Source organism: Kocuria sp. cx-455 (assembly GCF_057707085.1).
Genome location: NZ_JBYIPM010000001.1, coordinates 126,722 through 153,307, shown reverse-complemented (window position 1 = coordinate 153,307; position 26,586 = coordinate 126,722). Strand labels below are relative to the sequence as shown.

Annotated in this window: 29 protein-coding genes and 1 pseudogene; 10 read left to right on the top strand and 20 right to left on the bottom strand. The window is 66.9% G+C overall.

Translation table 11 applies throughout. The features are described from left to right. Window positions 1–16: 16 nt before the first annotated feature. Window positions 17–2,758 carry an alpha/beta fold hydrolase gene (locus AC3ENJ_RS00720; RefSeq protein ID WP_431812730.1) on the top strand — a complete coding sequence of 914 codons (2,742 nt, stop codon included), beginning with the start codon at window positions 17–19 and terminating at the stop codon, window positions 2,756–2,758. Further along, on the top strand, window positions 2,755–4,098 hold the full coding sequence (locus tag AC3ENJ_RS00715; RefSeq protein WP_431812729.1) for an NAD-dependent epimerase/dehydratase family protein: 1,344 nt from the start codon (window positions 2,755–2,757) through the stop codon (window positions 4,096–4,098). The genes AC3ENJ_RS00720 and AC3ENJ_RS00715 overlap by 4 nt, the downstream gene beginning before the upstream one ends. 72 nt (window positions 4,099–4,170) lie before the next feature. On the opposite strand, the gene AC3ENJ_RS00710 is transcribed toward AC3ENJ_RS00715, so the two are convergent. The 4 genes from AC3ENJ_RS00710 to AC3ENJ_RS00695 form a co-directional block, all read right to left on the bottom strand. Beyond that, window positions 4,171–4,512, bottom strand: a complete 342-nt coding sequence (locus AC3ENJ_RS00710) for a hypothetical protein (RefSeq protein WP_431812728.1) — start codon at window positions 4,510–4,512, stop codon at window positions 4,171–4,173. Between the two features lie 126 nt (window positions 4,513–4,638). Further along, the gene (locus AC3ENJ_RS00705; RefSeq protein ID WP_431812727.1) at window positions 4,639–5,079 is read right to left on the bottom strand and encodes a HipA N-terminal domain-containing protein; all 441 of its coding nucleotides are present in this window, start codon (window positions 5,077–5,079) and stop codon (window positions 4,639–4,641) included. After that, window positions 5,076–5,363 carry a helix-turn-helix domain-containing protein gene (locus AC3ENJ_RS00700; protein WP_431812726.1) on the bottom strand — a complete coding sequence of 96 codons (288 nt, stop codon included), beginning with the start codon at window positions 5,361–5,363 and terminating at the stop codon, window positions 5,076–5,078. Before AC3ENJ_RS00700 ends, AC3ENJ_RS00705 begins: the two co-directional genes overlap by 4 nt. A gap of 91 nt (window positions 5,364–5,454) precedes the next feature. Beyond that, window positions 5,455–5,571, bottom strand: coding sequence for a zinc finger domain-containing protein (locus AC3ENJ_RS00695; protein ID WP_431812725.1), 117 nt, complete (start codon window positions 5,569–5,571; stop codon window positions 5,455–5,457). A gap of 206 nt (window positions 5,572–5,777) precedes the next feature. Between AC3ENJ_RS00695 and AC3ENJ_RS00690 the strand changes: the two are divergent. Further along, window positions 5,778–6,080, top strand: a pseudogene (locus tag AC3ENJ_RS00690) (PaaI family thioesterase); the annotation flags it as partial. A 305-nt stretch (window positions 6,081–6,385) separates the two neighbouring features. Here the strand turns inward: AC3ENJ_RS00690 and AC3ENJ_RS00685 are convergent. After that, window positions 6,386–6,841, bottom strand: a complete 456-nt coding sequence (locus tag AC3ENJ_RS00685) for a GNAT family N-acetyltransferase (protein ID WP_431812724.1) — start codon at window positions 6,839–6,841, stop codon at window positions 6,386–6,388. 159 nt (window positions 6,842–7,000) lie between these two features. Between AC3ENJ_RS00685 and AC3ENJ_RS00680 the strand changes: the two genes are divergently transcribed. The 4 genes from AC3ENJ_RS00680 to AC3ENJ_RS00665 all read left to right on the top strand — a co-directional run bounded on the left by AC3ENJ_RS00680 (window position 7,001) and on the right by AC3ENJ_RS00665 (window position 10,532). Beyond that, a complete protein-coding gene (locus tag AC3ENJ_RS00680; RefSeq protein WP_431812723.1) occupies window positions 7,001–7,264 on the top strand; it encodes a hypothetical protein in 264 nt (87 codons plus the stop codon). 36 nt (window positions 7,265–7,300) lie between these two features. Further along, window positions 7,301–7,900 (top strand): YdhK family protein, encoded by a 600-nt coding sequence (locus tag AC3ENJ_RS00675; RefSeq protein WP_431812722.1) that lies wholly within the window; start codon window positions 7,301–7,303, stop codon window positions 7,898–7,900. A gap of 92 nt (window positions 7,901–7,992) precedes the next feature. After that, window positions 7,993–10,161, top strand: coding sequence for a heavy metal translocating P-type ATPase (locus AC3ENJ_RS00670; protein ID WP_431812721.1), 2,169 nt, complete (start codon window positions 7,993–7,995; stop codon window positions 10,159–10,161). After that, entirely contained in the window at window positions 10,158–10,532 is a 375-nt protein-coding gene (locus AC3ENJ_RS00665; protein ID WP_431812720.1) for a metal-sensitive transcriptional regulator, read from the top strand. Before AC3ENJ_RS00670 ends, AC3ENJ_RS00665 begins: the two co-directional genes overlap by 4 nt. Window positions 10,533–10,891: 359 nt before the next feature. On the opposite strand, the gene AC3ENJ_RS00660 is transcribed toward AC3ENJ_RS00665, so the two are convergent. The 6 genes from AC3ENJ_RS00660 to AC3ENJ_RS00635 form a co-directional block, all read right to left on the bottom strand. Further along, entirely contained in the window at window positions 10,892–11,110 is a 219-nt protein-coding gene (locus AC3ENJ_RS00660; RefSeq protein ID WP_345311556.1) for a hypothetical protein, read from the bottom strand. Between the two features lie 159 nt (window positions 11,111–11,269). Further along, window positions 11,270–11,671, bottom strand: coding sequence for a Rid family hydrolase (locus AC3ENJ_RS00655; RefSeq protein WP_431812719.1), 402 nt, complete (start codon window positions 11,669–11,671; stop codon window positions 11,270–11,272). A gap of 84 nt (window positions 11,672–11,755) precedes the next feature. Continuing rightward, complete coding sequence (locus AC3ENJ_RS00650; protein WP_431813139.1) at window positions 11,756–12,304, bottom strand: arginase family protein; 549 nt, start codon at window positions 12,302–12,304, stop codon at window positions 11,756–11,758. 131 nt (window positions 12,305–12,435) lie between these two features. Continuing rightward, window positions 12,436–13,482 carry an NAD(P)-dependent alcohol dehydrogenase gene (locus AC3ENJ_RS00645; protein ID WP_431812718.1) on the bottom strand — a complete coding sequence of 349 codons (1,047 nt, stop codon included), beginning with the start codon at window positions 13,480–13,482 and terminating at the stop codon, window positions 12,436–12,438. Window positions 13,483–13,556: 74 nt separating this feature from the next. After that, window positions 13,557–14,141 (bottom strand): aldo/keto reductase, encoded by a 585-nt coding sequence (locus AC3ENJ_RS00640; RefSeq protein ID WP_431812717.1) that lies wholly within the window; start codon window positions 14,139–14,141, stop codon window positions 13,557–13,559. Window positions 14,142–14,207: 66 nt separating this feature from the next. Continuing rightward, window positions 14,208–15,458: an MFS transporter gene (locus tag AC3ENJ_RS00635; protein WP_431812716.1), complete on the bottom strand. Its 1,251-nt coding sequence runs from the start codon at window positions 15,456–15,458 to the stop codon at window positions 14,208–14,210. A gap of 136 nt (window positions 15,459–15,594) precedes the next feature. Here AC3ENJ_RS00635 and AC3ENJ_RS00630 point away from each other — a divergent pair, with 136 nt between their 5' ends. Continuing rightward, window positions 15,595–16,521 carry a helix-turn-helix transcriptional regulator gene (locus tag AC3ENJ_RS00630; protein WP_431812715.1) on the top strand — a complete coding sequence of 309 codons (927 nt, stop codon included), beginning with the start codon at window positions 15,595–15,597 and terminating at the stop codon, window positions 16,519–16,521. A gap of 177 nt (window positions 16,522–16,698) precedes the next feature. After that, window positions 16,699–17,106, top strand: a complete 408-nt coding sequence (locus tag AC3ENJ_RS00625) for an Abi family protein (RefSeq protein ID WP_431812714.1) — start codon at window positions 16,699–16,701, stop codon at window positions 17,104–17,106. 345 nt (window positions 17,107–17,451) lie between these two features. Here the strand turns inward: AC3ENJ_RS00625 and mutM are convergent, their stop codons facing one another. The 5 genes from mutM to coaD form a co-directional block, all read right to left on the bottom strand. Continuing rightward, entirely contained in the window at window positions 17,452–18,351 is a 900-nt protein-coding gene (gene mutM / locus AC3ENJ_RS00620) for a bifunctional DNA-formamidopyrimidine glycosylase/DNA-(apurinic or apyrimidinic site) lyase (RefSeq protein ID WP_431812713.1), read from the bottom strand. A 4-nt stretch (window positions 18,352–18,355) separates the two neighbouring features. Then, window positions 18,356–19,051, bottom strand: coding sequence for a ribonuclease III (rnc, locus tag AC3ENJ_RS00615; RefSeq protein ID WP_431813138.1), 696 nt, complete (start codon window positions 19,049–19,051; stop codon window positions 18,356–18,358). 11 nt (window positions 19,052–19,062) lie between these two features. Then, on the bottom strand, window positions 19,063–19,266 hold the full coding sequence (rpmF, locus tag AC3ENJ_RS00610) for a 50S ribosomal protein L32 (RefSeq protein WP_031273047.1): 204 nt from the start codon (window positions 19,264–19,266) through the stop codon (window positions 19,063–19,065). Window positions 19,267–19,268: 2 nt separating this feature from the next. Beyond that, a complete protein-coding gene (locus AC3ENJ_RS00605; protein ID WP_190780184.1) occupies window positions 19,269–19,862 on the bottom strand; it encodes a YceD family protein in 594 nt (197 codons plus the stop codon). 85 nt (window positions 19,863–19,947) lie between these two features. Next, complete coding sequence (gene coaD, locus AC3ENJ_RS00600; protein WP_190780183.1) at window positions 19,948–20,430, bottom strand: pantetheine-phosphate adenylyltransferase; 483 nt, start codon at window positions 20,428–20,430, stop codon at window positions 19,948–19,950. Window positions 20,431–20,473: 43 nt separating this feature from the next. Between coaD and AC3ENJ_RS00595 the strand changes: the two genes are divergently transcribed. Then, window positions 20,474–21,718 (top strand): aminotransferase class I/II-fold pyridoxal phosphate-dependent enzyme, encoded by a 1,245-nt coding sequence (locus AC3ENJ_RS00595; protein WP_190807119.1) that lies wholly within the window; start codon window positions 20,474–20,476, stop codon window positions 21,716–21,718. Here the strand turns inward: AC3ENJ_RS00595 and rsmD are convergent. Genes rsmD through thiL form a run of 4 tightly spaced genes read right to left on the bottom strand, consistent with a single transcriptional unit; the run spans window position 21,715 to window position 26,564 of the window. After that, on the bottom strand, window positions 21,715–22,278 hold the full coding sequence (gene rsmD, locus AC3ENJ_RS00590) for a 16S rRNA (guanine(966)-N(2))-methyltransferase RsmD (protein WP_190780181.1): 564 nt from the start codon (window positions 22,276–22,278) through the stop codon (window positions 21,715–21,717). The genes AC3ENJ_RS00595 and rsmD overlap by 4 nt on opposite strands. After that, window positions 22,275–24,542: an ATP-dependent DNA helicase RecG gene (locus tag AC3ENJ_RS00585; RefSeq protein ID WP_431812712.1), complete on the bottom strand. Its 2,268-nt coding sequence runs from the start codon at window positions 24,540–24,542 to the stop codon at window positions 22,275–22,277. The genes rsmD and AC3ENJ_RS00585 overlap by 4 nt, the downstream gene beginning before the upstream one ends. Then, on the bottom strand, window positions 24,539–25,468 hold the full coding sequence (locus AC3ENJ_RS00580; RefSeq protein ID WP_431812711.1) for a DAK2 domain-containing protein: 930 nt from the start codon (window positions 25,466–25,468) through the stop codon (window positions 24,539–24,541). The genes AC3ENJ_RS00585 and AC3ENJ_RS00580 overlap by 4 nt, the downstream gene beginning before the upstream one ends. A 22-nt stretch (window positions 25,469–25,490) precedes the next feature. Continuing rightward, the gene (gene thiL / locus AC3ENJ_RS00575) at window positions 25,491–26,564 is read right to left on the bottom strand and encodes a thiamine-phosphate kinase (RefSeq protein ID WP_431812710.1); all 1,074 of its coding nucleotides are present in this window, start codon (window positions 26,562–26,564) and stop codon (window positions 25,491–25,493) included. Window positions 26,565–26,586 lie beyond the last annotated feature (22 nt).

The following is a 26,586-nucleotide window of genomic DNA, read 5'->3' as shown; positions in this document are numbered from 1 at the left end:
AAACTGGAGTTCAAGCGTGAGCAAGAAAACCTCTCGATCGGCCCAGACCGGACCTCGACTGCCGATGACCGATGTCGCCCTACCGGGTGTCGATCCCGCGTGGTCCACCACCGTCACGGTGGCCTCCACGGCAGCCGTGGAACCCGTGCCCGGGCGCAAGCGCCGCTGGCACCTGCTGGACAACGGCCCCGCCCTGGAGAAGGCGGGGGTGACTGCCCGCGGCATCATCCTGGCGGTGCACGGAAACCCCACGTGGTCCTACCTGTGGCGCAGCGTGCTCCGGGCCGCCACGGAAGCCGAACAGCCCTGGCGCGTGGTCGCCGTGGACCAGCTGGACATGGGATTCTCCGAGCGCACGGGACTGTTCCGACGCTTGCAGGACCGGGTCCAGGACCTGAGCGACCTCACCGCCGAACTCGGCATTGACACCGCGGACGTTCCCGTGGTCACGCTGGCACATGACTGGGGTGGCCTGATCTCCCAGGGCTGGGCCCAGGAACATTCGGGGATTCACGCGGCCACCATCCTGACCAACACCGCGGTGCACCACGACAATTCGGAGCCGATCCCCACCGCGTTGCAGGTGGCACTGAACTCCGCCTTGCACGAACCCCTCACCAAGCACACCACCGCGTTTCTGGACACCACACTGGCCCTGGCCGATCCCGCGCCGAGCCGTGACGTGAAGCAGGCTTTCAAGGCCCCCTACCGCACCCGCGAGCGTCGCCAGGCCATTGCCCATTTCGTGGCCGACATTCCCGCACCCGAGGATCATCCCTCGCACGCCGACTACGAGCGCATCGCGGGTCGCATGAGCGCGCGTGAAGTTCCCACCCTGCTGTTGTGGGGCACCAACGACCCGGTGTTCCAACAGCGCTACCTCGATGACCTCTTGCGCCGTGCGCCCCACGCGGACGTTCACCGGTTCGAAGGCGCCAAGCACCTGGTCGGTGAATCCCGCGATATCGCTGTACCCATCCTCACGTGGCTCGACGAACACTTCGGCGCCGGCCTACCCATTACGCAGCAGCACCGGGAGAAGCGCGCCAACGCCTCGGACGATTTCTCACCGTTCTTCGCCGAGCTCGAGGCGCGGCGCACCGACGACTCCCCCGCCGTGGTCGACATGGGCCCCGTGGCCCAGACCGTGGACGGCACGGCACCGGCCCTGAACGTGGAACGCACCGTGTCCTGGGCGCAGCTCAGTTCCCAGGTCGATCGTCTCGGTGCCGCCCTGCTACGCACCGGGGTACGCCCCGGCGACCGCGTGAACCTCATGGTTCCCCCCGGTTCGCTGCTGACCACGTTGATTTACTCGTGCCTGCGCATCGGCGCCGTCATTGTGGTCGCTGATCAGGGCCTGGGTCGCAAGGGTCTGACCCGCGCGCTCAAAGGTTCCTCCCCCGACTGGTTCATCGGGATTCGCAAGGCCCTGGTGGGTGCCAAGGCCCTCGGCTGGCCGGGGCGTAAGATCTCCGCGGTGAGCCTGGATCCCGTGACCAAGAGGGCCCTGGGTGTCGAGCACACGGTTCCGGAGCTCCTGGATTCGGTGACCACCGTGAACCACGGCGAACTGCCGCTCGTGGATCCCGACGCCGAGGCCGCCGTGTTGTTCACCTCCGGTTCCACCGGCCCCGCCAAGGGCGTGGTGTACACACACCGTCAGATGGCGAGCATGCGCGATGCCATTCGCGTGACCTACGGTCTGCGCGCCGGGACCGGTCTGGTGGCAGGCTTCGCACCGTTCGCATTGCTGGGCCCGGCGCTGGGTGCCGCATCCGTCACACCGGACATGGACGTGACCCAGCCCAAGACATTGACCGCACGGGCGCTGGCGGAAGCCGTCATGGCCATCGACGCGACCGCCATTTTCGCATCACCGGCGGCCATCGACAATGTGCTGGCGACCGCGGATGCGCTCGCCCCGGCGCAGCGCGACGCGCTCGCCCGGGTCGACCTGATGCTCTCGGCCGGCGCGCCGATTCCGGAAGCGCTGCTGGAGCGCCTGCAGACACTGCTCCCGGCCGCGGAGCTGCACACGCCCTACGGCATGACCGAGGCATTGCCACTCACGGATGTCAGCCTGGACGTCATCCGAGCCGCGCGGGAGGATGCCCAGCGCGGGATGGCGGGTGCGGGCAATGGGGTGTGCGTGGGCACTCCCGTCCACGGTGCCCAGCTTGCGGTGTTGCCCCTCGATGGTGCCGGCAACGTCACCGATGAGATCACCACCGAACCGGGTGTCACCGGTGAGATCGTGGCCCGGGCACCGCATGCCAAGGACCACTACGACCGGTTGTGGATCACCGAACGCGTCTCCGACCAGACCCCGGGCTGGCACCGAACCGGAGACGTCGGCCATTTCGACGCGAACGAACGACTGTGGGTGGAAGGTCGGTTGGCGCACGTGATCAAGACGTCCGGCGGTCCCGTGACCCCGGTCGCGGCCGAGCACGCGGCCGAAACGGTTCCCGGTGTGGGTCGCACGGCACTGGTCGGAATTGGCCCGCAGGGTTCACAAACCACGGTGGCTGTGATCGAAACGCACCCGGCGCCCCAGAATCCGGGGCTGGCCCCCGGTGATCTCGCCGAACGGGTGCGGTCCACGGTGGAATTCGCCACCGGAATCCGCCCGAGCGCGGTTATGGTAATTCCAGAACACCCCACCGACATCCGACACAATTCCAAGATTGATCGGGCCGCGTTGAGCCAATGGGCTGAGCGCGTACTTTCCGGCGGAAAGATGAGCGCACCGTGAGCAATTCACCAGAGATCACCCCCGACCCCCTCTCCCGCGCCGGCCGCCACCGTGCGGGCACCCCCGGGGGCGGTGAGGACGAGCGCGCGAGCACGGCACCTACAGCGACGTCGTCCGCCCCCGACTCCACGAACGCCTCGCCACGCGCCGTGGTCGGCTCCACCGCGACCGAAGGCGAGCTGACCGGCAAGGGCCGCACCGTCCTGGTGACCGGTGCGTCCGGCATGCTGGGCGGCGAGGTCGCGCGCACCCTGCTCGAGAAGGGCTGGCGCGTACGCGTGTTCCAGCGCGGACACGCCGCCGTGGCCAACCGCGAGGGCGTGGACGAGGTGCTCGGATCGGTGACCGACCCGGACGCCGTAGCCAAGGCCTTGGAGGGTGTGGACGATATCGTGCACCTGGCCGCCAAGGTCTCGTTCGCCGGTGATTGGGAAGACTTCGTGCACGTGAACGTCACAGGTACCCGCGTGCTGCTGTGCTGCGCGCAGGAGGCCGGTGTGGACAACGTCGTGTTCGTCTCCTCCCCGTCCGTGGCGCACGCCGGGACCTCGATCGAGGGTGTGGGCGCCGAGCCCGCCAACCCTCGCACCGCACGCGGACACTACGCGCGTTCCAAGGCCGCCGCCGAACTGCTGGCCCTGGAAACCGATGGCCGCGGCCTGCACGTCGCCGTCATACGTCCGCACATCGTGTGGGGCCCGGGCGACACCCAGCTCGTGGAGCGGATCGTGGACCGCGCAGCCGCGGGCCGCCTGCCCAACGTCGACCACGGCGCGGCCATGATCGACACCACGTACATTGACAACGCGTCCGAGGCCATTGCCCGGTGCCTCGAGCGCATTGACGTCACCCATGGCAAGGCCATTGTGGTGACCAACGGCGAGCCCCGCCCCGTGGGAGAGTTGGTTGCTCGGATGTGCGCCGCAGCCGGGGTCGATGCCCCCACCCGCTCCGTCCCGGGCAAGGTGGCCCGTGTTGCGGGCAAGGTCATCGAGAAGGTGTGGCCGTACATTCCGGCCAAGCTGCGCGGGCATGATTCCGAGCCGCCCATGACCGAGTTCCTGGCCGAGCAGATGTCCACCGCGCATTGGTTCGATCAAAAGGACACGCACAAGCTGTTGGACTGGAAGCCGTCCGTGACGATCGATCAGGGCATGGAGCGCCTGTCCCAGTATTACAAGGACAATCCCCGCCCCGAGCGCCACACCGGCTCGGTGGCGGCCGAGCGGGTCATGGAGGTCGCCGACGATCAGCGCGTCAGGGCCGAGACCGCCGCGGACGCCGCTGGCAGCGGTCGCAGCGATTCGATGAACGATGTGCAAAGCGTTCGTTCGGAGTAAACGGGGGAAGGTTAAGCGGCTTCGGGGGCGGGCAGCACGCAGGATCCCTTGGCCATAACGCTGTGGTCCGGCTCAGCTCACCACGGCAGTCACGGCCGCCAAGCGCGCGTCGATCGACTCCGCCATCATCCCGATCTCCTGCTCGCGAATGCTACGACTGGGTGCGGCGTCGCGCCAGCCCGCCATCGTTGCCAATATGTAGCTAACCCGCTCTAGGGTCTGTTGAGCGCCCATGCCGCATTCTTCGGCCAGCGGCAGCAATGCTTCGGCTTCATCGGTCAGCGCATCGGCCCCCATGATTGACGTTGCGCGTGGCTGCGACGGGTCTGGATTGGGGTTCACATCGAAGGCGGGACTGAGCCTCCAGGAGCCGTGATCGGCGAGGAAGCCGTGGTTGCGAAGGGTGGTCGCCATCGCTCGCTCCCAGTGCTGTCATCGAGGCGCACGGATGCCTTGGGCCGCGCACCGCCCAGGCCGATCGCGCCAGTGTCCAGTAATTGCTTCACCGCCGCGCTGGGATCGTCCTCCGTGGAGAGTTGGTCAGAGGCGTGCAGTAGCTCCGGGAATGAAATCAGTTGGGGGAACGTGCGACGGCTCGCCGACGAACGACCGGTCGCCGGCAATCCGATACCGCAGGGCCCCCTGTCGCGTGTCGTCGCTGACGCCCAGGAGAAAGTCGAGATCGTCCGGCCTGCGCGGCGCTCGGTGTTCCTTGCGGGTACGAGCGCGCTCCGCCTTCTCGATGAGATTCCTGCCCCAGCGATCGGGTGCGCTATCGGCAAAGGCCCGCACGAGACCGACCTGGTGTTGCGCCCCAGAAACGAGGCGTAGGGCGGGGTCGATACTCGTCCCGCCGTCGATCAGGTAGGTCGGGTCGTAGAGGAAGGTAGTGGAAATTTGACTGCGGTGCCTGGTGAAGTGCGCCTGCCCCGCCAGGATCGGATGTCCGGCCCGGTCCACATAAACTTCGACGGTGGTCACCGTGCACGCTTTTTCGTCAGGTTGCCGGCGCGCAGACGACCGATGTCACTGCCGAGCGGGTCGACGGCCTCGACGACCTGATCGAGGACACCGAGGGTGCGCAGCACCTGTGCAACGTTGCCGAATCCCACCCCCGAGTCCCCGGCCTCGATCTTGCGCAGGGTGTCCCGTGTAATTCCGGCGCGCTCGGCGACCTGCTGCGCGGTGAGCCCTAGTACCATGCGCCAGCCACGCACATGTTTTCCGAACTCGGTCAGCTCACGGTTGATTCGATATCCGCTCATCACACATGCCCTTTCTCTGTGGCGAGGATAGCATGCATATTTAATCGTAGTGACGAACACCTTCGTCATAAATATCGACTACCGTGTTTAACTAGCGCTTCCGCTGACAGACCGGGCAGAAATAACTCGATCTGTTCATGAACTTCACCCGCTCAATGGGCGCACCGCACCGGTCACACGGCTCCCCCGCCCGCCCGTAGGCGTTCAATGAGCGGGCGAAGTACCCGGACTCGACTCGTTTGTGACCGATCCTTCACCGAATGCCCGGATCGCCGACGACCCCGCCGTCGGCCCCGGACTTGCGTCTGTTGACCTGTCGGTCCTCGAGTACCTCGGGCGGATGGTGACCATCCACACCGATGCACGCCATGACCGCTTCGCGAATGAGCAGGGGACGATCCAGGCGGATTCCCCACCGAGCTCGCCGACGCCACGATCGGCACGGCCTGCTCCACCCTTGTCAACCCTGGAGAGTCCTTCACCAGCATCAACCTGTCCGCGACATTCATCCGCCCCTTCTGGGAAGGGGCGCTCATCGTGGAGGCCTATCCCACGCAGATCGGCAGCACCATTTCGCACTGGTACTGCGAGATTCTCTGCGCCGAGGCGCCAGAAGACCATCATGACGGCCACGAGCACGATCATGGCCCTTCGCGGCGATCGAGCCATCGGCCGTTGACCCATCACCGCAAGCACAATGGCCATCCCCGTGTCTGACGAGCTCAACGTTCGGATGGCTCGGCTGCAGGCGGTTCCCGGCGGCTACGGCTGCGCGCAACTCGTCTGTACAGCCGTCGTCCCCGCGCGACGTCCAGCGGGAAGACCAGCGTGGATGTAGCGGAGTCCCCGGAACTCAAGGGGGACGAGAAATCGCGGACCGCTTGATGCGCACGCGCCGTGCCCGCTTTCCGCTCACGGCGGCTCTGGAACGTCGGCCCCAGCGTCTACCCGGCGGTCTATGACCTGTGCAGCGGAGCCGTCACGCTGCTGGAATGAACTGATCAAGACGCGGTCACTTACCGCTATTGGCTGAGTTCCAGATGGAGGGTCGGATAAGGTCGCCCATCCCCGTCGAGCACGTCGCGTCCCACCTGTGCGAATCCTCGACTGCGGTAGAAACCGCAGGCTCCAGAATTCTGTTCATTCACGTCGACCTTCGTCACCCTGAAATTGGCGATAGCCTCATTAAGCAGGTCTGTACCGATGCCCTCCCCTCGTGCCTCGTCGGTCACGAAAAGCATTTCAAGATTTCCCTCAGCGATTCCGGCGAAGCCGACCGGTTCTCCGGCTCGTTCGGCGACGATCAGGCTCACGGCAGGAAAATAGGCCGATGCAAGATTGCCCTCGATCCGATCGAAGTCAGACTCCTCGAGAAAGTCGTGCGTCGCGCGCACGGCGCTGCGCCAAATCTCAACGAGGGCTGGGGACTCGGCCGGACCATATGATGCGCGAATTTTGACGACCTGTTCACCTTGCATCTAACCATCCTGGCAGGCTCGCGGTTAGTCATCAAAGTAGTCGTCGGCGAAGTGAGTTGCTGCACCTTCCTCCGTTCGCCATCGAGCGGGTCACGTCCTGGCCAGACACATTGGTCGGACCAGACGCATCTTCGGCGTCTCGCACCATTCGCCGCCGGCATGGTCGGCAACCCGGTTAGCAAGAAGGCGGCCGGTGCGCTGGGCCTCTTCTGCGACTACGACGGCGGGCCCTACTGGTTCTGCTGCGCCGGCTACGGTCCGACCTTCGACTCCGATCCGGCCAAGTACGCCGCCAACATGGCCTGCTCCTTCGACGCGCCGGACCGCGGCATCACGGCTGCGGTTTCCGCCGACTCGATCTGCGCTTACTCACCTCACGAACGCGATGACCGGCCATTTGATCTATACCCCACTGGGGTATAGGGTTGATCAGGTCAGACTAAACGAATAGGAGACCATATGCGCAAGCACCTCACGACGGCCATCGCCGCAGGAGTGCTCGGCGGAGCACTCGTGCTGACCGGGTGTAGCACCGGCGGGGACCAGGACCAGGCGACGCCCTCGTCGACCAGTCAGCATCAGGGCCACGGAAGCGGCAGCTCGACCGGCAGCGACGGCGGCGGGATGGACCACCCGATGGACGGCGGCCCCGCACCCGCGGGCATCGAGAAGGCCACGTCGCCGAAGTACCCGGTCGGCACCAAGGTGACGCTGACCGCCGACCATATGGAGGGCATGGACGGCGCGAAGGCCACGATCGTCGGCGCATTCGACACCTACACCTACGCGGTGAACTTCACCCCGACGACCGGTGGCGACCCGGTCAAGGACCACAAGTGGGTCGTGCAGGAGGAGATCAAGGACGCCGGTGACCAGCGCCTGGCCGACGGCACCGAGGTCACCCTCGAGGCCGAGCACATGAAGGGCATGAAGGGCGCGAAGGCCACCATCGCCTCCTCCACCGACGAGACCGTCTACATGGTCGACTACGAGGCCGACGGCATGACGATGACCAACCACAAGTGGGTCGTCGAGAGCGAGATCCAGCCGGCCTCCTGACCGGCCGCCGCGGGCCCTGCAAGGCCCGCGGCGAGACACGCACGACCCGATCGAAGGGAAGACCGGGGAAGAACGAGGAGAAGCGAAGAGCAATGACGGACCCAACCGCGCACCATAATCTCCACGGCGAGGTCGCCGACGAGACCGCGCACAGCGACCACGACGCTGTCGCGTCGACCGCGCCGGGCCACGGGGACGTCCCGCACGCCGGCCACCAGGGCAACGGCATGCAGCACGGCGACCACGCGGAGCACGGCGGGCATGGTGGCCACGGCGGTCATGGGGACCACGTGGGCCAGTTCCGCCGGCTGTTCTGGATCAACCTGGTCATCGCGGTCCCGGTGGTCGCGCTCTCGCCGATGTTCGCCATGCTGCTGGGCTATTCGGTGCCGGGCTGGGCGGGCTGGGTCGCCGCTGTGCTCGGCACCGTCATGTACGCCTGGGGCGGCACACCGTTCCTCACCGGTGCCGTTAGCGAGCTGAAGAGCCGCCAGCCGGGAATGATGCTGCTGATCGCGCTCGGCATCACCGTCGCGTTCCTCGCCTCCTGGACCGCTACCCTCGGGCTCGTGCACCACGAGCTCGAGTTCTGGTGGGAGCTGGCGCTGCTGATCGTGATCATGCTGCTCGGCCACTGGATCGAGATGCGCTCCCTGGCCCAGACCACCTCCGCGCTGGACTCCCTGGCCGCGCTGCTGCCCGACGAGGCCGAACGCGTCGAGGGCGACGACGTCGTGAAGGTCGGCCCCGCCGAACTGCGCGTGGGCGACGTCGTCATCGTCCGCCCCGGTGGCAGCGTCCCCGCCGACGGCACCGTCGTCGACGGCCAGGCGGACATCGACGAGTCGATGATCACCGGCGAGTCGCGCCCGGTCGCCCGAGGCGAGGGCGACCCGGTCACCGCCGGCACCGTGGCCACCGACTCCGGCCTGCGGGTCAAGATCACCGCCACCGGCGACGACACGGCCCTGGCCGGCATCAACCGACTCGTCGCCGAGGCGCGGGGCTCCTCCTCCCGCGCCCAGCGCATCGCCGACCGCGCGGCCGCCTGGCTGTTCTGGTTCGCCCTCGGCGCAGCGCTGATCACCGCGGTCGTCTGGACGCTGACCGGCAGCCCCGACGACGCCGTCATTCGCACCATCACCGTGCTCGTCATCGCCTGCCCCCACGCCCTGGGCCTGGCGATCCCGCTGGTCGTCTCCATCGCCACCGAGCGCGCCGCCCGCGGCGGCGTCCTGGTCAAGGACCGCCTCGCGCTGGAGTCCATGCGCCAGGTCGACGCGGTGCTTTTCGACAAGACCGGCACGCTGACCCGGGGCGAGCCCACCGTCACCGGCGTCGAGCCGACGGGCGACCTGGACGCCGACCAGGCCCTCGCCCTGGCCGCCTCGGCCGAGGCCGACAGCGAGCACCCGCTCGCCCGGGCCATCGTCGCCGCCGCGAAGGATCGCAGCCTCGCCTTCGAGCCCGGCAGCGGCTTCACCTCCTCACCCGCCGTCGGCGTCACCGCGACCGTTGCCGGCCACGAGATCCGCGTCGGCGGGCCCCGGCTGCTCGAAGAGACCGAACAGTCCGAGGTCGACGCGGCCGAGGAGTGGCGCTCTGAGGGCGCGATCATCCTCCACGTCCTGTGCGACGGGCAGGTAGTCGGCGGCCTCAAGCTCGCCGACGAGGTCCGGCCGGAGTCCCGCGACGCCGTCGACGCGCTCCACGAGCTGGGCGTCGAGGTCGTCATGATCACCGGCGACGCCGAGGCCGTGGCGAACGAGGTCGGCCAGGAGCTCGGCATCGACCGCGTCTTCGCCGGCGTCCGTCCCGAGGACAAGTCCGCGAAGGTCGCCCAGCTGCAGCACGAGGGCAAGAAGGTTGCCATGGTCGGCGACGGTGTCAACGACGCCCCCGCCCTCGCGCAGGCCGACGTCGGCATCGCCATCGGAGCGGGCACCGACGTCGCCATCGCGTCGGCCGGGGTCATCCTCGCCAGTTCCGACCCGCGCTCGGTGCTCTCGGTCATCCAGCTCTCAAGGGCCGCGTACCGGAAGATGAAGCAGAACCTGTGGTGGGCCGCCGGATACAACCTGCTCTCCGTCCCGCTCGCAGCCGGCGTCCTCGCGCCCGTCGGGTTCGTCCTGCCGATGTCGGTCGGCGCGATCCTGATGTCGATCTCCACCGTCGTCGTCGCGCTCAACGCCCAGCTGCTGCGGCGCATCGACCTCACACCCGAAGCCAGCACCCGCTCCGTCCTGGAGCGCCAGAAGTGAAGGACACGCTCATGACCACCGACGCCGCCGCCGACGCTTCCACCGACAGCACGGTTACCGAGACCGGCACCCACGCCGAGGCCCACCAGCACGGCTACATCAGCGACAAGGACCGCTACCTGGCGCGCATGAGGCGCATCGAGGGCCAGGCCCGCGGCATCGCCAAGATGATCGACGACGAGAAGTACTGCATCGACATCCTCACCCAGGTCTCCGCGCTTACCCGGGCTCTGCAGGGCGTCGCCACCGGACTGCTCGACGGCCACCTCAAGCACTGCGTCCTCGACGCCGCCAAGCAGGGCGACGACGACGCCGCCATCGCCAAGATCCAGGAAGCCAGCGACGCCATCACCCGGCTCATCAAATCCTGATCTGCCCGACGAGCAGCGCACACGAACGCACGAAGGAGGATTCACCCATGCCCCCGATTGGACCGCCTAAGCCGGTGGGACCGCCGTCGGCGCGTCGCGCGAGCTGCTCGGTGACCTCGTCGAGAGCCACGGCACCGTGGGCGACATGGTCTCCACCATGGCCCACTCTCCAGCTGTCCTCGGCCGCTACCTGCAACTGAGCAGGGCCATGCGCTGCGCACCGGCCCGGTTCTCGTCGGCACGTCTACCTCAGCGAGTGTGGCACTCGACGGGGAGATCAGGCGTCGTAGGTGACCACATCGCGCGAACGCTTGAAGACATGGACCCGATGGAGCCCGGACCCGTCAGGTGGGATCCCGTTAGTTCGGAGACATTCTTGGCGCGTCGTCGGTCGCGATGCGACGCAGGCGCACGGCGACCGCGATGGTCACGCCAGCGATGACTGTCGCCACCGTGTGGGGGATGACCAGGGCGGTGTCATCGGAAGCGATTCCGTAGCCGACCCACAGGCAGAACCCCGGTAGAAGGAGCGCCAGGTAGCCGATGGAGACGTCCACTGAGGAGCGCCGAAGCAGCATCCTGCGCAGACCGGATCGGCCGTGTTTTGCTCAGTCCGTGAGCTGCCGGCTTATGGTTCATCGCTTCGTCGGCAGTGGTGGAGCGGATCGCGATCGATGAGGGCCGGAGGCCACCTGCATCACGCCGTTCCCGCGATGCCCACGCGGGAAGATCGCGATTTAGTCGGGCAGGACAGCGGTGACTTCGATCTCGACGCGCATGTTCTCGTCTCCCAGTGCCGCGACGCCGATGTTGGTCCACACCGGCGGCTGGTCGGGCAGGTAGCGACGAAGCCGGTCGGCCATGGTCTCCACGGTCGCGGAGTCGATGTCGACGTGGTAGGAGCGGACGATGACGACGTGGTCCCAGGAGGCTCCCGCGGTCGCCAGGGTTCGGTCGATGTCGAGAAAGGCCTGGTCGATTTCGTCACTGAGCTTCTCGGGGAACTGCCAGTCGTCGTTCCAGCCGCCTTGTCCGGCGAGTTCGATCCGGTCACCGATCTTGACCGCCTGCGAGTAGTGGAACAACTCGCGATTGCGGTCCCCGTTTCCGGGAGTGACGAAGAATTCGGGTGCAGTCATTGTGATCTCTCCTTCTGGGCATGTTCCGCGAGAGCAGTCTGGTGCTCGATGTCATGTTTGTCGGCGCTGGAGCTCGAGCAGGGGTCAGTGCAGACCGTCCTCGTCGATGAGCGGCAGGCCGTCGAGCATCTCCTGGAGCTGGAGCAAGTTGCGGGGCACGTACTCCGCAACGGTGAGCCCGACGACGTCGGCCTGCGCGGAGAGGTCGACGATCATGCGGCGGACCTGTGCGCGGCTCAGTCCCCCGGGCACCGTGCCCAGACCGAGGACCGCCTCGTCGCTGTCGACGACGTCCACGTCCAGGTGGATGGCGACCTTGCCCGCCCCCGTCTCGGCAAGCCAGTCCAGCAGCGGCCCGGTGATCTCGCGCAGATCATCAGGGCCGAAGACCGGGATGTCCCACTGCCGGACGTTGTCCAGCGCATCCTCCTCCCCCGCGTGGAGGCCGGCGTAGGCGAACCGCTGCGCATCCACGGTCGCAGGGAGCAGATCGAGAATCTCCGGGTCGCCGTACCCGAGCAGCACGGAAGCGGCCATGGCGTGGAAGCCGTCGTAGCCGGTCTCCGGGGTGTCCGAGTCGGGATGGGCATCGATCCAGACCACAGCGAGATCGTTGCCGTACCGACGCGCCAGCGTGCGTAGGCGACCCGGTCACCGGGCTCGACTTCGGTCACGTCGGGGCCGCCGGTGCGGTCGACGACGATCCCTCGGACTGTGGTGCTCATGGCTCCTCCGGATCTGCTGAGGGGACGGACGACGAAGGGTCAGCCGAACGTCTTGGCATCGATGACGAAGCGGTAGCGGACGTCGGAGTCGACGACGCGCTTGTACGCCGCGTTGATGTCGTCCGCCGCGATCAGCTCGGTCTCGGGCAGCACGTCGTGCTGGGCGCAGAAGTCGAGCATCTCCTGGGTGTCGACGATGCCGCCGTTGGCCAATCCGGCGATAGACCGCCTGTGGGAGATGAGCTTCATCGGCGTGACGCTCAGCGCGTCGGTCGGTGCTCCGAGGAGGACGAGTGTGCCGTCGACGGCGAGCAGGTCGACGTAGGCGTCGTAGTCGATGCCCGCGGAGACCGTCGAGAGGATGAGGTCGTACTCGGCCTGGTGGTCGGCGAAGGTGGCCGGGTCCTCGGTGGCGAAGTAGTGATCAGCGCCGAAGGCGAGACCGTCGTCCTTCTTCGCCAGCGTGCGGGAGAGGACGGTGACCTCTGCGCCGAGGGCGTGGGCGAGCTTGACGCCGACGTGGCCGAGGCCGCCCATGCCGATGATCGCGACCTTCGTGCCCGGTCCGGCATTCCAGTGCTTCAGCGGGGCGTAGAGGGTGACGCCCGCGCACAGCAATGGGGCGACCTTCTCCAGCGGCAGCGCCTCGGGCACGCTCAGTACGAAGCGCTCGTCGATGACGGTGGCCTGCGAGTAGCCGCCCTGGGTGATGGTGCCGTCGACGTCCACGCCGGCGTAGGTCTGGATGTTGCCCTTCAAGCAGTAGACCTCCCCGCCCTTGGCGCACTGCTCGCACTGGCCGCAGGAGCCGGACTCGCAACCGACGCCGACCCGGTCGCCGACCTTGTGCTTCGTGACCTCGGAGCCGACGGCGGCGACGTGACCGACGATCTCGTGGCCGACAACCTGCGGGTACGCGATCTCGCCCCACTCTCCGCGGAGGGTGTGGATGTCGGAGTGGCAGATGCCGGCGTAGTCGATGTCGATGAGCACGTCGTGGGGACGCAGGTCGCGGCGCTCGATGGTCATCGGCTCCAGCGGGTCGGTAGCCGAGATTGCTCCGTAGGCGTTGACGGTGGTGGTCATGGTCGTTTCTCCTTCTTGTGTGGTCTGGGCGCGTAGTGGTCGCGCCAGGAGTGGCGTCGAACCACAAGTCTGGTTCAGGCGTCGCGGATGTTCTGCCCGTGGATCTCGAGGGTCATGTCCTCCTGCTCGGGGCCACCGCGGACGCCCGCGTCGAGAGCATTGATCCGGGCGAGCTCCTCACCGGTGAGCTCGATGTCGAAGACGTCGAGGTTCTGCGCCATACGGGCCGGGTTGGTCGATTTCGGGATCACGCGGCGACCCTCCTGCAGATGCCAGGCCAGGATGACCTGCGCGAGAGTCTTCCCGTGCGCCTCGGCGATGGAGACGATGGCCGGGTCCTCCAACGGCGTGGAGAACGCGGTGTCCTCGTAGGACACGACTCCGCCAATGGGCGACCACGCCTGCGAGAGAATGCCCAGGGCCTCGCCCTTGGCCCGCAGCTTGGCCTGGTGGAAGTAGGGATGGATCTCCAGCTGGTTGACCGCCGGCACCACGTCGGTGGCGTCGAGGAGCCGGTCGAGGTGCTCGGCCATGAAGTTGCTGACCCCGATAGCGCGGACCTTGCCGTCGGCAAGCAGCTGCTCCAGGGCGCGGTAGGCGTCAATGGTGAGGTCGAAGCGGCTGGGCAGGGCCTGGTGCAGGACGACGCCGTTGTTCAACGTGACGGTGGGAATGCTCGTGGAACCTCCAGGTGGGATAGAAGCGAATAATCGTTGTGGGGCGGTTCAGGCGGCGACCGGCGCGGGCTCGGCCGCGGGCCGACTGCTGCGGCCGAGAATACCGAGCGCGATGGTCGGGATCAGTGTGAGAGCGACGATGACGGTGCCGACGGTCGCCGGTCCAGCGAGGCCCAGGGGTGAGGCGAGAGTGGCTCCGGCGATCGTGGTGCCGATGGCGGTGCCAGCGTTGAACGCTGCGACGGCCAGTCCTGATCCGAGGGTTGCCGCCCGGCCTGCGTAGTCGACGGCGAGGTGGATGAGCACGCTGTTGGCGCTGAGTCCGAACGCTCCCAGCAGCACGACGAGGACGACGGTGGTCCAGGTCGATCCCGTCAGCAGGGCCATCGCGAGCAGCACGAGCGTGGTCAGCGCGGGGGTCGCGATCGTCACGGCGTGGGCGTGTTTGTCGCCCAGTCGTCCGCCGAGGAGGGTGCCGAGGAAGGAGCAGATGCCGAATCCGGCGAGCACCAGTGGAACGAGGCCGGCGGAAACGCCTGCGTGGTCGGTGAGGATCGGCGCGATGAACGAGTACGCAGCGAGCACGCCGCCCGTGGTGGTCAGGCACGCGGCCAGGATGAGCCAGAGCCGCGATGAACGCAGATCCGCGAGCCCGGACAGCGCTGACCCCTGCGAGTGCGCCTCGTCTGCGGGGACCAGCCGCACGATGAACACCACAGCGATGGCCGCGGCGATTCCGAGAGCCCAGAAGGTGCCCCGCCAGCCCACGTGCTGGGCGAGGAACGCGCCGATCGGTACGCCGAGCACCGTGGCCAGCGAGCCGCCTGCGGCCACCACCCCCACGGCGGAGGACTTCAAGGAGGAGCCGACCATGTTCGAGGCGACGACCGCAGAGACCGCCCAGAACGCGCCCGTGGCCAGGGCGGTGACGAAGCGCGCGACCGTGAGGATCGTGAGGTCCGAGCTGAGGGCAACGACCACGTGCCCGGCGATGAAGACGACCAAGGCGATGAGGAGGGTGAGCTTCTTCGACAGCCGCATCGTCAGCAGTGCCAGCAGGGGCGCGCCGATGACCATGCCGACTGCGAAGACGATGATCAGGGAACCCGCCTGGGCCAGCGAGATGCGCAGATCGCTGGCGATGTCAGGCAGGATCCCGGCGATCACGAACTCGGTGGTGAGCATGAGGAACGTGCCCAGCGCCAGGACGTAGACGACGAGTGGGAGTCGGGCTTTCGGGGAAGTGCCGCGGGTCGCGGACTGCGTCTGGACGGAAGCCGTGGGCGCTTCGTTGTGCATGGATACCTCGTAGGCGAATGGACGATGATCGGTCGTTATCCATTTGATCGCTGATCGCGTAGGCGGAGAAGTTCGAGCTCATAGGGGGCAGAGGATCAACCCCCTTCGCGGAAGGCATCGCTTCTATGCTTGAACCATGGATAATCGCGACGACATCAAGGGCTTTCTCTCCAGTCGGCGTGCGAAGTTGACTCCCGACGTGGTCGGCCTACCCACCAGCGCGCGCCGACGCGTGCCCGGCCTGCGTCGCGAAGAGGTCGCCGTCCTCGCCGGGGTTAGCACCGAGTGGTACACCCGCTTGGAGAAGGGCCATGTCGGCGAAGTCTCAGCCGACGTCCTCGACGCCGTCGCCGAGGCGCTGCGCCTCGACGACGACGAACGCACCTACCTCCACGATCTGGCCCGGGCCGCGAAGCCGGCCCGTCGCAAGGCCGTTCGCCGTCGGGACGTCCCGATCACGCCGCAGGTGCAGTGGATGCTCGACTCCATCACCATGTCAGGAGCATTCGTCCGCAACGGCCGCCTCGACGTCATCGGGTCCAACGCTCTCGGTCGCGCCCTGCACGCCCCGATGTTCGACAGCCCCACCACAGTGGACGGGACTGCGAACTTCGCCCGCTACCACTTCCTCGACGAGTCTTCCAAGGACTTCTTCGTCGACTGGGAATCAGGAGCTGCCGCGACCGTCGCGCTGCTGCGCGCCGAGGCCGGCCGCGAGCCCTACGACAAGACGCTGCGCGAGCTCATCGGTGAACTGTCCACAGCTAGCGAGGATTTTGCCGCGTACTGGGCCTCCCACGACATCCGCATCCGCCACGAGGGCACCAAGCGCCTGCAGCACCCCGAGATCGGTGAAATTGAACTGACTTACCAGTCCGTCGACCTCCCCACCGGCAAACGCGCTTGGCACGACCTGTCCATCTACACCGCCGAGCCCGGATCGTCTCACGAGGAAAACCTGAAGCTACTGGCGAGCTGGGCCGCGCCGTGCGCGAAGACCGAGGAGGCATCCGCGGACGAGTCGACGACTCCGACGCCACGGGCCGACGAGCAAAGGCCCTGAGCAGAGTTGTGATGAGCGAGGCTCCATGGAAGCCCGGTCGTGCTCATGCGCCGCGTCCGTCTACACCATTGGAAGGCTCGGACCAGCCGTGCTGGCCTGACACCACTACATCCCCCACGCCTCTCCACGATGCGCACTTGGGGGATTTTTCTCTGCCTCGAGCCCGGAGGAACACTGATGCCTCGACCACTGCGGCCGCGCGGCTCGCTTCTCTTCGACAAGCCACCTCTGAGTTTCGATGATCTGCTGGGCCGCCTCGTCGACCGCGGGCTCCATGTTCCCGATCGGGGTAGAACCCGACGGTACCTGCGGCACCTCGGCTACTACCGGCTATCCCCGTACACGATTCCGTTCCAGCAGGGCGGGTCCGATTACCTGCTTCACAATGGGACGTCATTCAATGACGTCCTGGACCTCTACGTCTTCGATCGTGCGCTGCGGCTCCTGGTCATGGACGCTCTCGAGCGGGTCAAAGTCGCCGTGCGCGCGGCCCTGACTGACCGCATGGCGACGACCTCCGACGATCCTCATCGGTACATGAACGCCTCGCACTTCCAGCATCGAGGCAGCACGTCGGTCTCATGAAGACCGTCAGGGACACCTGCGAGGAGCGCCTCCGCGGAACGCCGGACGCCGGTGAGGACTCGCTGGTTCACCGCTCGGCGCTCGCATTACCTCACGACCTACTCCTCTCCCGAGCTGCCACCCTCCTGACTCATGGTGGAGATGCTGACCATCGGACAGCTGACGAGCGCCTACCGCAATCTGCGGCGGCGCACTTGAACTCTAGCGCGAGCTAGCAAGGTGGCCCGCTCTCGAGCTTCCACGGCGATGCTGCTCGCTATACCTTGATGTACTGCACATCGAGGTAACGCCACCACGACCGGGATCCGCCTGCCACTCGTCGTCGCGACGGACACGACCGCTCAGCTAACGTTTTCGCTGGCAGACCGGGCAGAAATAACTCGATCTGTTCATGAACTTCACCCGCTCAATGGGCGCACCGCACCGGTCACACGGCTCCCCCGCCCGCCCGTAGGCGTTCAATGAGCGGGCGAAGTACCCGGACTCACCGTTCACATTGACATACAGCGAATCGAAGCTCGTGCCGCCGGCGTCCAACGCCCGGCGCATCACGGCCTGGCACGCTTCGATCAGTCGCTGGGTCTTGGCCGCGGTCATCGTTTCGGTGGGCGCCGCCCAGTGCAATTGAGCGGCCCACAGCGCTTCATCCGCGTAGATATTGCCGATCCCGGAGATCAGCCCCTGGTCCAGGAGTGCGCGTTTAATGCCGGTCTTCTTGCGCCGCAGGGCAGCGTGGAAAACCGCCGTGTCGAACATAGGGTCTAAGGGATCCAGGGCGATGTGAGCGGCGTGCTCCGGCACCGATCCCCCGCCCTGCGGGCTGGGCACCAACGGGTCCAGCAGCATTCCGCCGAAGATCCGCTGGTCCACGAAGCGCAGTTGTTCCGGCAGCGGGGCACCAGTGTCCGACGGAGCCGGGGACAGTTCGAAGCGCAGCCGCTCGTGGCGGGGCGCGGGTTGGTCGTGGGAGGCCACGAGAAGCTGGCCGCTCATCCCCAGGTGGACGAGCAGGGCTCGGTTCGCCTCGGTCTCGTGGGACTCCCTGACGGGTAGCCAGAGGAATTTGCCGCGGCGCTGGGCGTCCGTGACGGTCAGTCCGGTCACGCGGTCGATGAAATCTTGAGGGCCGGCCACGTGACGGCGCAGGGAGCGTTCGTCGTTGACGGTGACGTGTTCAATGGTGCGACCGACCACCCAGTTGGCCACGCCGCGTCGTACTACTTCGACCTCGGGAAGTTCGGGCACGGACTCAGGCCTTGGCGCCGTAGCGGTCGTAAATGGCCTGGCAGGCCGCCGCGGCCGCGGAACGTTCGGAGGCCTTCTTGGAGGTACCCTCGCCGTGTCCCAAGACCGTGCCGTTCAACGACACGGACGCCGCGAAGTGACGGGCGTGATCGGGACCGGTGCCCGCGACGTCGTAACGAACGGGTCCCAAGCCGTGGTGGGCGGCGAGCTCGCTGATCTCGGTCTTCCAGTCACGGCCCTCATGGAGCACGTGGGAGTCCTCGAGCAGTGGAACGATCAGCCGCAGCACCAGGTCGCGGGCGGGTTTCTCCCCGGCGGACTCGTAGGTGGCGCCGATCAGGGCTTCCATGGTGTCCGCGAGGATCGACGGCTTTTCGCTGCCCTTGGTGCGAATCTCACCCTTACCCAGACGGATGTGCGGACCGAGTTCCAGAGACCGTGCAATGTCCGCGAGGGTGCGCGAGGACACCACGGAGGCGCGAAGCTTGGCCAATTGGCTCTCGCTCCAGTCGGTGTACCGGTGGAAGATCTCGTCCGTCACGGCCAGTTGCAAAACGGCGTCCCCCAGGAACTCGAGGCGCTCGTTGTGCTTTTCGCCCTCGTGTTCGTACGCGTAGGAGCGATGCGTCAGCGCAATGCGAAGCGTCTCGGTGTCGATATCGACACCGAGACGCTCAAGCAATGCACCGGGATCCGGCATGGTAGTCACGCTTACGCGTCAGCTACCTTGCGTCCCTTGTATTCGTAAAACAAGGGGGTGCCGGCGGAATCGGAAACGACCTTGGCCTGGTGCGGCAGGCTGTAGCTCACCTTGCCGTTTTCCACGGTCTTCACCAGTTTGGGGGCGTTAGCCTTCCACTGGGAGCGGCGCATCCGGGTATTCGCACGGGAAAGTTTCCGCTTGGGAACAGCCACGGCTATCTCTCTTCTCTCGTCTCGGTTGTCTGATCCGAAGTGTCAGAACCCTGGTCGGCGCTGTTGAGCAGCCCTTCCAGAGCGGACCAACGGGGGTCAAGCACTTCGTGGTGGTGATCCGGGTCATCCTCGAGCCGCGCACCGCATTGGGCGCACAAGCCCGGGCAATCAGCCCGGCACACCGGTTGGAACGGCAGCTGAGTAATTACTGCGTCCCGAAGCATGGGTTCGAGGTCGATTTCCTCGTCCCGCACTTCATACACTTGCTCGTCCTCGATGTCCTCGTCACCGTCGGGAGAGGCATCGAACACGAAAAGTTCTTGTACGTCGACCGGTAAATCGTAGTCAATCGGGTCGAGACATCTGCTGCACTCGCCGTGAATACTGACGATGACGGTTCCGGATACCAGAATACCGTCGTGCACGGATTCGAGTCGGAGCTGCAGATCCATGGGCGCGCCTTCTGGCGAACCAATGAGCGCCGTACCGAAATCTTTCGGTGCGGGCACCTCGATCTCCAGGTTTCGCATGGTCCCCGGACGATGTTCGAGATCCCGAACGCTGTGCGTGAGGGCTGAACTATTGCGGTTATTCACGAAACTCCTGGCTGACGACATGGGCCGACAGATCATGGTAGCACGCACCCAAGGTGACGAGCCACGCGGTGGGGGCGGAACGCGGCTAAACAGCGCGGTCGCGTTCCTCGATGGCGTCCAGCACCTGGGGCGGGACGAAGTCGCCGATATTCCCGTCCAGGCCGTGGACCTCCATGACGAGCGTGGAGGATAAATGCAGCAGCGACGGCTCCCCCGGGATGAACACCGTCTCCACCCCGGTCAGCGTGCGATTCATGGTGGCCATGGGGAGTTCGTAGTCGTAGTCGGCGCCGTTGCGCAGACCCTTGACCAGCGCCACGGCGTCACGATCGGCCGCGTAATCGGCGATCAACCCGGCCTCGAGCGGCTCCACGACCACGGCGGGTTGATCCGCGAACACCTCACGCACCAGCCGCAAGCGCGTTTGCTCGTCGAAGCGGGGCTTCTTGTTGGGGTTCGTGGACACCGCCACGATCACCTCGTCGAAGAGCCGGCACGCACGGCGGATCACGGCCACGTGGCCCAGGTGGATCGGGTCGAAGGAGCCGGGGCAGATTGCGCGTCGCATGCTTCCACTCTAACGGCCGGGCGCGATTCCCTAGACTGATTCCATGACAGCGCACACCTCCGGTTCCCCGTTCCGCACGACCGGCTCGACCGAGACGCCCTGGCAGCGAATGGCCGCCGGCGGCGGACTCCTGGACGCGTCCGGCCGGATGCTCTCCACGGTTTTCGAGGAAATGACGGCGCTGGCCCAGCGCACCGGTGCCGCGAACCTCGGTCAGGGCTTCCCGGATTTCCCCGCGCCCGAGCGCATGGTCCAGGCAGCGTCCGAGGCGCTGGCCGCCGGCCACAACCAGTACGCGCCCATCAAGGGCATCCCCTCCCTGCGCACCGCCATTGCCGAGCACCAGCGCCACTTCTACGGGCTCGAGCTGGACGCCGAATCCCAGATCATTGTCAGTGCCGGCGCCACCGAGGGACTGACGGCCAGCCTGCTGTCCGTCCTGGAACCAGGCGATGAGGTGGTCGTGTTCGAACCGCACTACGACCTTTACGGCGCGGTGATCCGATTTGCCGGGGCCACCGCCGTACCGGTGCCTCTGCTGCCGCCCGCGTTCACGCCCGATCCCGACGACGTGCGGGCCGCCTTCTCGCCCCGCACCCGCGCCGTGATCCTCAATGATCCACACAACCCCACGGGCACCGTGGCCTCGCGGGAGTTCCTCGGGCAGCTGGTGGAACTGGCTACCGAGTTCGAGGCCGTGGTCGTCACCGATGAGGTCTACGAGCATTTGCGTTTCACCGGCGACCACACGCCGATCGCCACCCTGCCCGGTGCGTTCGAACGCACCCTGACCGTGTCATCGGCGGGGAAGACCTTTTCCGCCACGGGCTGGCGCGTGGGCTGGGTCAGCGGCCCGGAGCACTTGATACGCGGCGTCACCGCGGTGAAGTCCTACATGTCCCACAGCGCCGCCGCACCGCTGCAGCACGCCGTGGCGGAGGCAGTGGGATTCCCCGCCGAGTTCTACGAGCGTCTGTTGGCTGACTACCGCGACCGGCGTGACATTCTGGTCAACGGATTGCGCGAGGCCGGACTGAACCCTCCGGAACCCCAGGGCACGTTCTTCGCGATTGCGGATGTCAGCGATCACTATGCGCTGGCCGGGGTCAGCACCGCCAAAGACTTGGGCGAGCACTGGGCCGAGAACGCCGGCGTGGTCGGAATTCCCGTGTCCGCGTTCGTGGGTGAGGCCAACCGCGACCTCTACACGGACTGGCTCCGCTTGGCGTTCTGCAAGCGCTCGGACGTGCTGCGTCACGCCATGGCCGATCTCGCGCTGTCGCTCTAAGACTCCTCGACGTACCAGAGCACCGTTTCACCGTGGGTGCTGTGCTCGAATCGCTGCAACCCCGCCGGCCAGTCGGGTTCCGCGGTGCGAGCGGATCGTTCCACCACGATGACCGCGCCCGGGCCGAGGTGCCCCACCAGGCGCGCCAGCAGCGCGGTCAGATCCTCGTTGGGCAGCGGGTACGGCGGATCCACCAGCACCAGGTCCCATCGGTGGCTTCCCTGCCGCGCAAGAAAGGTTGCCACGGGAGACTGCACCGTGGTCATGATGGCGTCCGGGCGGGCGTTGGCGAGCACGTGGGCATTGGCCCGACACACCGACGCCGCCCCGGCGGCCTTCTCGACCAGGGTCACCTCACGGGCTCCTCGACTCACCGCCTCGAGTCCGAGGGCTCCGGAACCGGCGAACAGGTCCAGTACCCGGGCGTCCCGGCACATGCCCCACGCGTCCAAGCGAGCGAACAGGGATTCCTTGACGCGGTCGGTCGTGGGACGGGTGGCCGAACCGGGCACCGACTTGATGCGCAGCCCACCCGCGGTTCCGGAAATGATGCGTGTCATCCGCGCTCCAAAAATGCTTGGTTGTTCTCGTCCACCACGCGACCGATGGCGGCGAGCAGTTCGGTGTGCCGGGTCAAGTGCGGGTCCTCGGCAATCACCGCTTCGGCATCCTCCCGAGCTCGGGCCACCAGTGCTTCGTCCCGCAGGGCGCTGATCCAGCGCAACCCGGACTTCCGCCCGGACTGGGACGCGCCCAGAATGTTGCCTTCCCGGCGCAGTTTCAGGTCCACTTCCGCGAGTTCGAAACCGTCCGTGGTGGCCGCCACCGCGGCGAGCCGTTCGCGGCCGGGATGCTCGGGGTCGCTGCGGGTCACCAACAAACATGTGCTCTCGTGCTCGCCACGCCCGATGCGACCGCGCAACTGATGCAGCTGCGAGATCCCGAAGCGTTCCGGGTCCACCATGATCATCAGCGAGGCATTGGCCACGTCCACCCCCACCTCGATCACCGTGGTGGAAATGAGCACGTCGATCTCACCGGCCGCGAACCGGTTCATGGTCTCGGACTTCACGAGCGGATCCTGTCGCCCGTGCAGCACGGCAATGCGTGCGTCCCGCAACTCGGGTTGGGCGCTGATCAGCCGTTCGAGCCACTGGACGGTCGCCGGTTCCGGGCCGTCCCCGTCCTCCCCGGCCTCCTGGGCGGCACGCAATGACTCGCGCAGCGAAGTGAAGGGCGGGAGGGCGGCGTCGTCGCCGATCTTGGGTGCCACCACGTAGACCTGACGGCCGTGCGAGATGTGCTCGCCGGCGAGCGCCCACACGCGGCGTTCCCACGCGGGGCCGTGCTCGGCCAGGCCCACCACGTGGGTGTGGATGGGGCGCCGTCCGCCGGGCAGCTCGCGCAGGGTGCTCACGTCCAGGTCTCCGAACACCGTCATGGCCACGGTGCGCGGGATGGGGGTCGCCGTCATGACCAGGGTGTGGGGTGCGTGTCCGGCCTTGTCGCGCAGGGCGTCGCGCTGTTCCACGCCGAAGCGGTGTTGTTCGTCCACGACCGCCAGGCCGAGATCCGCGAACTGCACTTTCTCCTGGATGAGCGCGTGCGTTCCGACCACAATGCCCGCCGCACCGCTGGCGATGTCCAACAGGGCCGCGCGTTTGGCGGCCGTGGGAAGGGAGCCGGTCAGCAGCACGACCTTGGTGCCGTCCGGGTCGCCGTCGAGTTGATCGGGGCGGGCGAGCGGGCCCAGAGAGGTCACGATCTTGTCGTAGTGCTGCTGGGCGAGTACCTCGGTGGGCGCGAGCATGGCCGCTTGACCCCCGGTGTCCACGATCTGGAGCATGGCGCGCAGGGCCACCACGGTCTTACCGGAGCCCACGTCACCCTGGAGCAAGCGGTTCATGGGTGCGGTGCCGGCCACTTCGGCCCGGATCTGTTCGCCCACCGCCCGCTGACCGTCCGTGAGGGTGAACGGCAGGGCGGCGTCGTAGCGGGACAGCAGCCCGTCCGCGCGGGCCGGGCGCTCGGCCACGGGCTGGGACGCGTGGTCATGACGACGCCGCGCGAGTTCCGTTTGCAGCACGAAGGCCTCTTGGTAGCGGAAACGCTCTTGCGCTTTCTGGAACGCGACCACCGACTCCGGGCGGTGCAGGTCGCGGTAGGCCTGCGCGAGACCCACGAGCGTTTCCCGCTCCAGGATGTGCGGTGGAATCGGGTCCGTGAGCGAGTCGAGGTCGGCGGTGAGAAGCAGTTGCTGGACGGCGCGCGTGATCCGCGGGGTGGTGAGTTTGCCGCTTTCCGGGTACACCGGGATGGGGTAGACCTCACCGGACTGGGAGGTGAAATCCGTGACGGAATCCGGGGTGTCCACCACGGCGTAATCGGCGCCCGTCATGGACAGGTGGCCGCGGTAGAGTTCGGGCTTGCCCGTGAACAGCGCGTGGGTTCCCACCGGCAATTCTTTCTGGGCGGTGTACGCGTTGAAGAACGTGATCTTGAGGCTGGCCCCGGTGCCGTCCGAGACGATCACATCGGTCAGGCTGCGGCGCGGATCCCGCTGCATGCGCCGTGTCGAGGAGGACTCCACACGGGCCACGAAGGACGTCCGTTCCCCGGCGACCAGATCGCTCAACAGCTGCAGGTGGCCCCGGCGAATGTAGCGGCGCGGGGCGCAGTCCAGCAGCCCACCCACGGTGGTGATGCCCAGATCCTTCTCGAGCAACTTGACCGTGGCGGTGGGTGCGTTACCGGGAATGTAGCGGGACAGTGGCTGGTCCAGGAGCCCGGCGAACGCCGAGACCGGCGGCGCCCCGGTGGTCACGGGGAAACCCGGTTGTCGTCGGATCCCAGCGGGGTCACGCTCACGTTGACGGCGTGCCCGCGGGCGCGCATGAGCGTGAGTGCTTCCTCGGGGTCCGTGATGTGCACGTGAACGCGCCACGTGTATTCATTGTTGTCTGATTCACTGACCGCGCTGACCAACACGCTGTCCCCGGCGCTGTCCAGTTCGTGGCGCAGCTCGGCGGCGTCCAGGGCGGAGAGTTTCACGGTGCACATGACCTCGAAGCCCTCACAATCGTGCTTGTCCTGGTATCCGGTGTGGTCGGAGTAATCACGGATGATGCCCGGGACAGGGTTGTACCGCTGCTCGTCGCCGGTCAGGGCCGCCCTGAGCTCGACCAGCACGATCAACATGCCCAACGCACCGGAATCCACGGTGCCGCGTTCGTGCAGGACCGGCAGTTGCTCCACCGTGTCGATCACCGCGTGGCTCCCGCGGGCGATCACCAGGTCCAGCCAGTCGGAGAGCTGCTGATTGGAGCCGTCCTGCGAGTTCTCGGGAAGAGACACCTCGCTCACGGCATCGAGAACGGAGATCATGGTTCCCTCCACCGGGTCGGTGAGGGCAGACCAGCAGCGCACCTGAGCTGCGGAGAACGCGTCGCGCAGGCCACCGGCGGTGACCCGCGTGGACCCTTCGAGAGACGTTCCCATGGCGGTCAACGTCAAGGCCATCAGGACGCCCGAGTTCCCTCGGGCCTCTTCCATAGCGGTGCGGCCTGCATGGTGGAGCAACTCGCCGATGTCATTGCCTTCGATCAGCTGCGCCGCCTCGGTCGCATAACCCACCGTGGTGCTGAGATTGACGCCGGTGTCCGAATCGGCCACGGGGAAAACATTGAGATCGTTGAGCACCTCGGTGTGCTCCGTGAGGGCACGGTACGCGGAATCCAACCAGTCGCGCACTGCCGATACGGTAGAGCCTCCCTTATGGCTCAAAATGATCCCATCCTTCACCCACGTCGTAGCCCAGCCATTGGCTCGGATCCTGCCCGGCAATGGTGACGGCCCTGTCACCGGGGAACGCCTGTCGGCGGTCTGCGGGCGCACACGAGCCTATCGCACGCATCCCCGGGGGAACCTGAACATCGGGGGCAACCACGGCGAGCAAACCGTGATCCTCGCCGCCGGTCAGCACCCAGCGCCACGGGTCCACGCCCGCGGTGTGACCCGCGTCGGCCAGCATCGCCACGGATTCCTCCAGCGCGGCCGGATCCAGATCGATCACGACGCCGCTCGCTCGCGCCACGCGGCCGGCGTCCCGTAACAGTCCGTCGGAGATGTCGATCATGGCGCTCGCTCCCGCTCGCGCCGCCCGTGGCCCCGCGGTGATCGGGGCATGCGGGCGCAATTGTGCTCGTTCGAGCTCTCGCCGCTCGTCCCGGGGCCGGCGATCCCAGCCGCTGCCGGGAGGGGCTTCCAGCGAGCAGAGCCCGGCGGCGGCGTGTCCGAGAACGCCCGCGTGCACCACCGTTCCGCCCGCGCCCGCTCCCGAGCGCAGTACGGGATCCCCGTGTTCCATGACCCCCAGCACCGTTGCGGTGACGGACAGTTCTCGGCCGCGCCCCAGGTCCCCACCCACCAGGGCGCAGTCCGCGGCACCGAGCCGCACGAAGGCTTCCGTCAGCCCGGTGGCGAAATCCCGCACCCAGCGCACGGGGGTGTCCCCGGGCAGGGTCAGCGACACGACCATGGACGTGGGAACCGCTCCCATGGACGCGATGTCCGCGAGGTTCTGAGCGGCGCACTTGTGTGCGGTGTCCGCTCCCGTGGTCTCGTAACCGTTGGGCCAGCGCACCCGGAAATCCTGATCCACCACCTGCGTGTCGGTGGTGATGACCACTCGCCCTTGTGGAACCGCCACCACGGCGCAGTCGTCACCGGGGCCCACCTCGACGTAGGGTGACGAGGTCCTGGCCAGCGGGAGGAACGCCTTCAACAGCTCGGATTCGGAGACCTGCTCCACCGTAGCTGCGGGGGTCGGAGTGGGAGAAACGGTCATGGGTTCAGCGTAACGAGCGGCA